The sequence below is a fragment of the Hyella patelloides LEGE 07179 genome, assembly GCF_900659865.1.
Lineage (GTDB): Bacteria > Cyanobacteriota > Cyanobacteriia > Cyanobacteriales > Xenococcaceae > Hyella > Hyella patelloides.
Map to the genome: position 1 here is coordinate 1 of NZ_LR214041.1, position 9,587 is coordinate 9,587.

Here is a 9,587-nt window from a genome sequence, read left to right on the forward strand (position 1 = left end):
TTTTTTTGGTACGACTGCAAATAGTAATACTGAACTTGCCGACGCGCCTGCATCTATTTCGGTTAGTGCTAGTATTCCACTTACCATCTTCGGTTTAGGCGCAGGACTTGAGTTAAAAATTTCAGGGGGACAATCTCTTGTACCCATAATTACAGTTACTGGTTCTATAGGATGGGGTTTCGCTGCTTCTGCCAAAGGAAACAGACCAGGAGGAGGCGGAGGATCGTCGTTGCCCATACCAAGACGAAGACTTCCACCTGGTAACGATTCTGGAATTGAAATTGTACCTCCACCCTACAGTGAGGACGTAGAAGATGGATTTGAGGAAGCAGAAGACCAAATTCGGCGACGATATTACGACCCTCTAATCTTAGATTTAGATGGAGACGGTATCGAATTAACTTCTTTAGAAAACTCTGGCGTTCATTTTGATATAGATGGCGATGGTTTCCGTGAGGCTACTGGCTGGCTCAAATCCGATGATGGATTGTTAGTTCTAGATCGCAACAATGACGGTTATATCAATGATATTTCCGAACTGTTTGGCAATCAGACTATAAGTGGTTTTACCGAACTACAAGAATTGGACAGTAACAATGACGGTCAAATTACTGTCGCCGATACTGACTTCACAAAACTGCAAATCTGGCGTGACCTAGACGAAGATGGACGTTCTGATATCAATGAACTTTTTTCTCTTGCAGAACTCAACATTACTAAAATTGATGCCGTTGGTAATCCCGTCAACATCACTAACGAAGGACATCTAATCAATGAAACTGCAAGTTTTGAATTATCAGATGGTACGCAGCGCGAAGTAGCAAATGTTTGGATGAGCCTTGACCAACAAGATTCTTACTACGACCACAACTCAACCTTTAATTCACCCGTAGTCATCACCGAACAAATTCTCAATCTGCCTAACCTTAAAGGCTATGGCAACTTACCCGACCTACGTATTGCGATGGCAAAAGATTCAGAGTTGCTAGCTTCGGTCGAATCTTTTGCTGAAAATGTAAATTCGGGGGATATTGGAGCAGCCCGTGAATTGGTGCGCCCCATTCTGCTACTCTGGGCTGGTGTTGATGGCGTAGATTCTAGCAGTGGTAATTCCAGTACTTTCGCTCTTGAACTAGAATTTCTCGAAAAATTTGTCGGTCGTGATTGGAACAATACTAATCCTAGTGGTGCAGGGATACAAACAATCAGAAATACTTTCGCTCAACTTGCGAGCGAATTAGAAACCAGACTACTCGTTCAAGTTGTCGAATCTTCTGTAGGCTACAATACTACTTTTGAAAGATATGAGTTTTCTGGCGACATACAAGAAGCAGTAGAGCAATTCAAGCAAGTAGTTACTGGCTCTCAAACTGACTCTTCAGAAACCCTCGATTTTGAAGTTGTAGCACTAGCCGAACTTATTCAGCAGTCAGCACTAGGTAGTGACTTGATATTCAATGTATTTACTACCAATGAAGATGTCACTTTAGAGGTACTAGCTACCGATATACTGAGTACCGAGATCGAGCTTAATAGCGACAGCTTGAGCTTCAGTAGCATCAATGATGCAGTCAATGGAACGGTCATCTTAAATGATAATGGGAACATTGAATTTACCCCCCATGCTGACTTTAACGGTATTGCTATATTTGAGTACACTGTCTCGGATGGCACGAAAACTCTTACTGGATTGGCACAAGTTAATGTTTCCCCTGTAAACGATGCTCCTCTTGCCAATAACGATACTGTCACTATAGAGGAAGATACGTCCATCACAATATTGGCTACCGAACTACTTACCAATGACAGCGATGTTGACAGAGATCTTCTTAGCATTAGCAACGTAGACAATGTAGTCAACGGAACTGCAATTGTCAACACAGACGGAGACATTGAATTCACTCCCGATGCTAACTTTAACGGTATTGCTAGCTTCGATTACACCATCTCGGATGGCATCGATAGCGATACAGCATCGATAGAAATTGTGGTGAATCCCGTCAATGACGCTCCCATTGCCAATAACGATACCGCTACTGCGATTGATGAAGATACATCGATAACAATACTCGCTACTGAATTACTCAGTAATGATAGCGATGTTGAAGGAGACAACTTTAGCATTATCAATGTAAATTCAGATAGCGGAACAGCAATCTTAAATGCTGATGGAAACATCGAATTTACCCCTGCCGATAACTTCAACGGAACAGCTACTTTTAATTACACTGTCAGCGACGGCACGAATAGCAGCACGGCATCAGTAGAGCTTGTTGTCAATCCCATTAACGACATTTTGATTGCCAATAGTGATACTGTTACTACTGATGAAGATACACCTCTAACTATTTTAGCCAGCGAATTATTTGCCAATGATGTTAATGATGACATCGAAAAAAGCTTAATCGTTAGCCAAATAAGCAATTCAACTAACGGAACGGCAGTTATCAATGGGGATGGAAACATAGAGTTTACCCCCGATGCCAACTTCAACGGTACTGCTAGTTTTGACTATACTGTCACCGACGGTACTGATAGCGAAACTGCATCTGTAGAAGTAGTGGTTAATTCCATCAATGATGCTCCTATTGCCAACAGTGATACCGTTACTACTAATGAAGATACACCCGTAACAATATTAGCTGCTGAATTACTCGGTAATGATATCAATCTCGATCTAGAAGATAGCTTAAGCCTCGTTGCAGTAAACAATGCAGCTAACGGAATCGCAGTTATCAATGGAGATGGAAACGTTGAATTTGTTCCCGATACTAATTTCAACGGTACTGCCAGTTTTGATTATGTTGTCACTGATGGCATAGTAAATGAGACGACATCAGTATCCGTTGTAGTTAATGCTGTTAATGATGCTCCTATTCTGACCAATCCAATTCCCAATCTTACCCTGGCTAAAAATGCACCCAATAGCGTTATTCAACTTGCCGACTACTTTGAAGATGTAGAAGATGAAGATAACTTAGCCTACAACCTTAGTGCAACCATTTCTTCTTTCCAAAGTAGCACTGGTAGTAATCAATTCTTCGATATCTTTTCCATTGACAATACCAAAACCCTAACTTTAGGCTATGCAGATAATGTTTCGGGAACTGCTGCAATTACGGTTAAAGTTACCGACAGTGCTAATGAATCGGTCGAGACTACTTTTAACGTTTCTGTAGTTAATGTTGCTAACAATGCTCCTATTGTAACTAATCCAATTCCCGATCTTACCGTTAATAAGAATGCTCCCAACAGTGTAATCAGCCTTGGTGACTATTTTGAAGATGTAGAAGACGGAGATAATTTAGCCTATTCTTTTCGAGCAAGTTCTTCTATTCAAGGTGGTACGAGTAGCAAGTTCTTCGACCTTTTCGCCTTTAATCCGTCAACTAAATCATTAACTTTAGACTATGCTGATGGGGTGATTGGAACTTCTACTATTACAGTTAAAGCCACCGATAGTGAAAATGAATTTGTTGAGACTACTTTTAACGTTTCTGTAGTCGATTCGGTCAATAACACACCAAATGAAGATTCTATTACCGCTGTTGATGATGCGATCGCCACAGTTGAAGATACATCTGTAGTTATTCTCGCTACTGAATTACTCGGTAACGATATGGGAGACAATCTAAGTATTAGTGGCGTAGATAGTTTTATTAACGGAACCGCGACCGTTAATGAATATGGGAACATTGAATTTACACCCAATGCTGACTTCTACGGTACTGCTAGTTTTAATTACACCGTCACCGACGGCACAGAAACGGCTACTGGATTAGTATCAGTTGATGTCACTCCTATAAATGATGCTCCCGTTTTAACCAATCCCATTCCCAGTCTTACCCTTACTCAAAATGCTCCTAATAGCGTTATTAAACTCTCCGACTATTTTGAAGATGTGGAAAACGGCGATAACTTAGGCTATTCTCTCAGGGCATCTTCTTCTATTCAAGGTGGTACTAGCGGTAAGTTCTTCGATGTTTTTTCCCTCGATGGAACTAAAGCATTAACTTTAGACTATGCAGATGACGTTATTGGAAGTTCTACCATTACAGTTAAAGCCACTGATAGCGGAAATGAATTTGTCGAGACTGCTTTTACCGTTTCTGTAATTGATGTCAGTGAAAATGGAGATACATTATCAGGCGGGGATGGTAACGACTATCTTGTGGGAAAACAGGGTAACGATACTTTAAATGGTGGTGCTGGTAGCGATCTCCTGGTTGGCGGTACGGGAGAAGATAGTTTTGTCTTTAACAGTCCCCATGAAGGAGTAGATACTATTACAGATTTCTCACCTGAAGATGATACTTTGGTATTTTCTGCTACTGGTTTTAATGGAAATTTGACAGCAGGTACGATCAGTAGTGAAATGCTTACAGTTGGTACTGCTGCGACCAATAACCAGCATCGCTTTATTTATGATGCTGGTAGTGGTGATTTGTTCTACGATAGCGATGGCATGGGGGATAACGAGCAGCAAAAACTTGCCAGCCTGAAACCCGATCTTGCTCTAACTCATAATAATTTCTATATTGAGTTGTAAGAATGTAAAAAATAGACTGAAAGTAAGACTAACAAATTCGCTATCTATAAACCCCTCCTAAAAGGAGGGGAACTAGAAAAAAATTAGATTAATTTAGATAGAGGGTAAATTAATAGCCAATATAGCCAGGATTCTCTTGAAGAGATGTCGTATAAGGATTACTCAAGTCTCTAGTTTTCATGGGTGAACCGACTTGAGATTGTTGTTCGATAACATTTTGATAAACCATATCCATCAGCTTGCCATCTGCGGAGATTTGATTATCAGGAAATCCTTTAAAACCCAGGATAGTATTTAACTGTCCAATAAAACTACTATTTTGGTAGTTATCTCCAGTATGGACGAAATAAGCTTCTTTAAAAGTATCATTTACAGATATAGGTTTGTTTGTTGGCTCTTCAGCTTTAGCTTCCATAGCAAACAAACTAGAAATAGCAGTTATTAACAGAATAGAACTTAATTTAGTAAACTTAATAGACATTGCTTAAATTTTGTTAAACTTCTGCTCGATTCTAACTGAGGAATCCACAAATCGACAGTAGTAAAATCATCAGGAAACACACTTAGCTTATGAATAGTAACCTTACTTCTAGCTCTTCTTTACTAACTGCTAGCAACGAAGATTTGCGTAGCACTTTATTAGATTTAATAGTTAAATATGCCTACCGCGAAGGAGATTTTGTCTTATCTTCAGGGGCGCGTAGCTCTTATTATATTAACTGCAAAGAAGTTACCCTAAGAGCAGAAGGAGCTTTAATTATTGGACGTTTAATATTAAATGCTTTACCTTCTACAACAGATGCTGTTGCTGGTCTTACTTTGGGTGCCGATCCGATTGTTTCGGCGGTTAGTGTAGTATCTGCGCTTTCTGATAGACCAATTCCTGCTTTAATTATTCGCAAAAAAGCAAAAGGACATGGTACTCAAGCTTATATCGAAGGACCAAGCTTACCTAAATCGGCAGAAGTTGTTGTTTTAGAAGATGTAGTAACAACAGGAAAATCAGCTTTACAAGCGGTAGAAAGATTACAAGCTGCTGGATATAAAGTATTACAAATTATTTCTTTAGTAGACAGAAACCAAGGAGGAAGAGAGCTTTATCAATCTCAAAGATTAAAGTTTCAAGCTTTGTTTACAATTGAAGAACTTCAAGGATACGCAACTTCAACTTAATTTACTTTTCGTGATGTTTATCGGGAACAATATTAGTTAAAGTAGATAGTGTAATACTATTAATCTATTATTTTATGAATACTATTCCCTTAAGACGTTTTAGAGTAATAAATTGGCAAGCGATCGCCATGTTTGCTTTGGGTTTTTGGCTCAGTGCTAGCCTAGTTTTTGATTGTTTAGTTATTCCTGGTTTACTATCAGCAGGAATGATGCAAGAGTCTGGATTTGCTGGTGCTAGTTATCTACTTTTTGGCACTTTTAATCATGTAGAGCTATTGTGTGCAGCTATTGTTTTAGCTAGTGCTTTGGTGTTAAATTATCGTCATAATTTATCTACAATAAAACTTGATAAGTCAATTATTATTGCAGGATGTTTAATGGCGATCGCAATTTGCTATGCCTACATTCTGACTCCTCAAATGAGTGCTTTAGGGATGTCCCTTAATGAATTTAATGGCACAGAATTATTTGCTAACTCCATGATAAAAATGCACGTTATCTACTGGGTATTAGAAGCTAGCAAACTGATTTTTGGCTCAGTACTACTTAGTAAGTTTTATCGCAATTCTTGTAGTTTAATCTAATTTCAATTTGCATCATTCAAAAAATATTATAGGGGTATGGCTTTGCCATACCCCTACTTAGTATCAACAGAAAAAACTAATTTAACTTTCGGTAGCTTCTTTTTCTGTAGTTTCTTGTTCGGTAGTTTTTTGTTCTGTAGTTTCTTGCTTGACGGCTTCTTGTTCTTCTTTTTCTTGAGCGCGTTTTTCTCTTTGTTTACGGCTAGCTTCTAACATATCTGCCATTACTTTGAGAAGTTGCTCCATTTTATCCAAATTACCACGATATAAATCGAGGTCTTTTGTCATTTTTTCCCCTGGTAGATGTAAATTTTCTGCCAAGGTTTCAAAGACTTGATTACTTTTCTCTTTATCTTTTAATAACTCAAGATCGGCTTTTTCTAATAAAGTATATAAGCCAATAGCAAACGGACGGCTATACTTAAATTTTTCGTTAGTTGCTATGGCGGAAATGGGAGCTACTAAACTTTCTTCTCCCTCTGGGTTACTCAACCAAGCGATCAACTCATCAGGAGATTTTGATTCAGCTACGGAAAGTAGTTTTTCTGCTTGAGCGCGATAAAGATCGGGTTCTTGATCGACTGCCCGACAAAGAGCATTAAAGATAGATACCTTATCGGTTTCTGGTTGATACCCTTGCATCAAACGCTCAAAAGAGCTAACCACCCCTAAATAGTAAATAGGATCGTGTTTAAAATCAGCATTAACCGAAAGTAGGTGCATTTCTACCATTAGCTCCTCAACAACCCTTCTGTAGACAGAATTGATAGGTTTTAGATGATGAGAATAAAAAGCTCTTTTAGTCTCTGAGACAGTTTTTACATTAGTCACAACTTTAGTTTCCGTAACAGTTTCGTTCATTCTATAATTTTTTAGCTGTAGCTATATTTTGTAGCAATTTTCACTAAAGGGTTTTTAAAGTATCCCCAAACTTAATATTAAGCATTTTCGGGATCAAAAAGAAAGGATCGGTTATCCCGCATTGGAGTGTTGTTTACCAAGGAAAGTATTATGTCTGTTCTACAAGAATTAATCCCTCTTAAGGTGTTAGTTATAGGTGCAAGTCGTGGTATTGGGTTAGGTTTCGTCGAGCAACTTCTACAGTATCAAAGTATTACTAAAATTTATGCTACTTACCGTTGTGAAGAGTCAGCAACCGAGTTATTTAGTTTAAGGGAGCATCATAAAGACCGTTTAATTGGTTTCCCAATGGATATTACTGATGAGTCTTCTATTGTCTCAGCAATCAAACAAATTAGTCAGCAAACAAAACAAATACATTTAGTAATTTATTGTGTGGGAATTCTTCACGATGGAGATTTTCAGCCAGAAAAAAGTTTAAGGCAAATTGTTCCTGAAAATTTAATTCGTTACTTTCAAGTTAATAGTATTGGTGTAGTACTTTTAGCTAAACATCTGATGCCTTTGCTACGTCATAAAGATTCTAGTATGTTTGCTGCTATTTCTGCTAAAGTCGGCAGCATTGGTGATAATCGTTTGGGAGGGTGGTATGGTTATCGCGCTTCTAAAGCTGCTTTGAATATGTTTTTAAAAACAATTTCCCTTGAATATAATCGTCGTTGTCCAAAAACGATTGTGGTAGCTTTACATCCAGGGACAACTGATACTAATCTGTCGCAACCTTTCCAAGCTAATGTACCTCCTGAGAAACTTTTTCCTGTTTCTAAAACTGTTAATCAATTGTTAGAAGTGATGAAGAATTTAGAACTTAAAGATAGTGGTGAGTTTTTCTCTTGGGATGGTAATCTTTTACCTTGGTAAACTGATACCAATTTTTCAAAGTAAATAGTAACTAGGGACATAAATCATTCTTTCCTCGTAAGTTAAAAACTCAAAACCTCTGTTGTTCTTAACTCTTGGCTTATAAAAATATTAGGATGGTTGCTCAAGTAAAAAATCTGCTAATCCTATGTAGCGTATTTCTTGGGGGGTAATTTCAAAGCGCAAGGGTAATATTTCTACTCCTTTATTAACAGCTTCCCGTAAGAGTTTGCCATAGTTGGGATCGTAACTATCACCAGGAGCAAAGCGATCGCAATCTCCTCGATTAATAAAGTATAACATCATAGGTTTGGCATCAGGAATTAATGCCATTAGTTCTCGCAAATGTTTCTGTCCGCGAGTAGTTACAGTATCGGGAAATAAAGCTATACTTCCTTGGGTTAAGGTAGCACTTTTAACTTCTAAATAGATATCTGGTTTATCTATTTTAGTTAATAAGAAATCAATCCTACTTTTATTGTCTTGACCATAGGGAACTTCTCGCCTAACCAGGTCGTATCTGGTGTTTAATTCGGGAAATAGTTTTTGCTCTAAAGCAATTTTGATGACTCTATTGGGTAAATTGGTATTTACTCCTACCCAGGTATTATTTACTCGGATCATTTCCCAGGTATAAGCCAATTTTCGCTTAGGATTATCACTTTTAGATACTTGAACTAAACTGCCAGTTTCACAGACTCCTTTCATGGGGCCAGTATTCGGACAATGTGCAGTAATAATTTCTCCTGTTTCTAATTCAATATCTGCTAAAAAACGTTTGTAACGTTGAATAAGTTTACCTGTTTTTAAAAGAGGATACTGATAAATAACTTGATTCATAGTCTAAATTTTTAATAATTATTAAATAGCTTAGGTAGTTCTTTAGTAAACCTATTTCATTTAAGAGATGACATTATTAGCGACTTTCATGCTTCATATTTGGTGTTTATGTTGATTGTGTAAAATTATTGACATTTTCCATTAAAAATAATAGCTTACTTTAATCGGTTAATTATTAATTTGTGGATAAACACATGGCTACAATTAATGGTACAAATAGAGCGGATTTTCTCGAAGGGACTGTAGATGACGATCTCATCGCGGGACGACAAAACCGTGACGTTTTACTGGGACTTGAGGGCGACGATACTCTCAATGGTGGTACTGGGAATGACACTTTAGACGGTGGTGATGGCGACGACGATCTTCTAGGTCAAGGTGGTAGAGACAAACTGATTGGTAGTTCTGGGAACGATCTTTTAGATGGCGGAGCAGGAAAAGACACTGTTGACTATAGAAATCTTGGAGAAGCTATTACTCTGGAAGTTGCGGGTGCAATTAATAAAGGCTCTCTTGGTGTCGATCGAATTCTTAACCCACCTTCCGCACGTCAAAATGTAATACTTAGGAATTCAGGAACATTAAGCAGTTAATCCTTAAGAAATTCAGCCAAAATAATTGTTTTCGATATGGTTCGGAAATAATATGCTTAGAATGTA

Annotated in this window: 9 protein-coding genes; 5 read left to right on the top strand and 4 right to left on the bottom strand. The window is 38.0% G+C overall.

The features are described 5' to 3' along the window. A partial coding sequence (locus tag H1P_RS37785; RefSeq protein ID WP_222427270.1) for a hypothetical protein occupies positions 1-237 on the bottom strand: 237 nt, incomplete at its 3' end. Between H1P_RS37785 and H1P_RS39065 the strand changes: the two genes are divergently transcribed. Beyond that, complete coding sequence (locus tag H1P_RS39065; RefSeq protein WP_222427271.1) at positions 230-4,549, top strand: tandem-95 repeat protein; 4,320 nt, start codon at positions 230-232, stop codon at positions 4,547-4,549. The genes H1P_RS37785 and H1P_RS39065 overlap by 8 nt on opposite strands. 109 nt (positions 4,550-4,658) lie before the next feature. Here H1P_RS39065 and H1P_RS27590 read toward each other — a convergent pair whose 3' ends face one another. Beyond that, positions 4,659-5,030 (bottom strand): serine/threonine protein kinase, encoded by a 372-nt coding sequence (locus tag H1P_RS27590; RefSeq protein ID WP_144873777.1) that lies wholly within the window; start codon positions 5,028-5,030, stop codon positions 4,659-4,661. Positions 5,031-5,119: 89 nt separating this feature from the next. Between H1P_RS27590 and pyrE the strand changes: the two genes are divergently transcribed. Together pyrE and H1P_RS27600 are read left to right on the top strand one after the other, a co-directional pair. Continuing rightward, positions 5,120-5,722, top strand: coding sequence for an orotate phosphoribosyltransferase (gene pyrE / locus H1P_RS27595; protein ID WP_144873780.1), 603 nt, complete (start codon positions 5,120-5,122; stop codon positions 5,720-5,722). 74 nt (positions 5,723-5,796) lie between these two features. Next, positions 5,797-6,306 carry a hypothetical protein gene (locus H1P_RS27600; RefSeq protein WP_144873782.1) on the top strand — a complete coding sequence of 170 codons (510 nt, stop codon included), beginning with the start codon at positions 5,797-5,799 and terminating at the stop codon, positions 6,304-6,306. Between the two features lie 81 nt (positions 6,307-6,387). On the opposite strand, the gene psb29 is transcribed toward H1P_RS27600, so the two are convergent. After that, complete coding sequence (gene psb29, locus H1P_RS27605; protein ID WP_144873790.1) at positions 6,388-7,137, bottom strand: photosystem II biogenesis protein Psp29; 750 nt, start codon at positions 7,135-7,137, stop codon at positions 6,388-6,390. 180 nt (positions 7,138-7,317) lie between these two features. On the opposite strand from psb29, the gene H1P_RS27610 reads away from it, so the two are divergent. Beyond that, positions 7,318-8,088, top strand: coding sequence for an SDR family NAD(P)-dependent oxidoreductase (locus H1P_RS27610; protein WP_144873784.1), 771 nt, complete (start codon positions 7,318-7,320; stop codon positions 8,086-8,088). Positions 8,089-8,199: 111 nt separating this feature from the next. Here H1P_RS27610 and sfsA read toward each other — a convergent pair whose 3' ends face one another. Next, on the bottom strand, positions 8,200-8,928 hold the full coding sequence (sfsA, locus tag H1P_RS27615; protein ID WP_144873786.1) for a DNA/RNA nuclease SfsA: 729 nt from the start codon (positions 8,926-8,928) through the stop codon (positions 8,200-8,202). Positions 8,929-9,122: 194 nt separating this feature from the next. On the opposite strand from sfsA, the gene H1P_RS39070 reads away from it, so the two are divergent. Then, positions 9,123-9,521: a calcium-binding protein gene (locus H1P_RS39070; protein WP_144873788.1), complete on the top strand. Its 399-nt coding sequence runs from the start codon at positions 9,123-9,125 to the stop codon at positions 9,519-9,521. Positions 9,522-9,587: the final 66 nt, after the last annotated feature.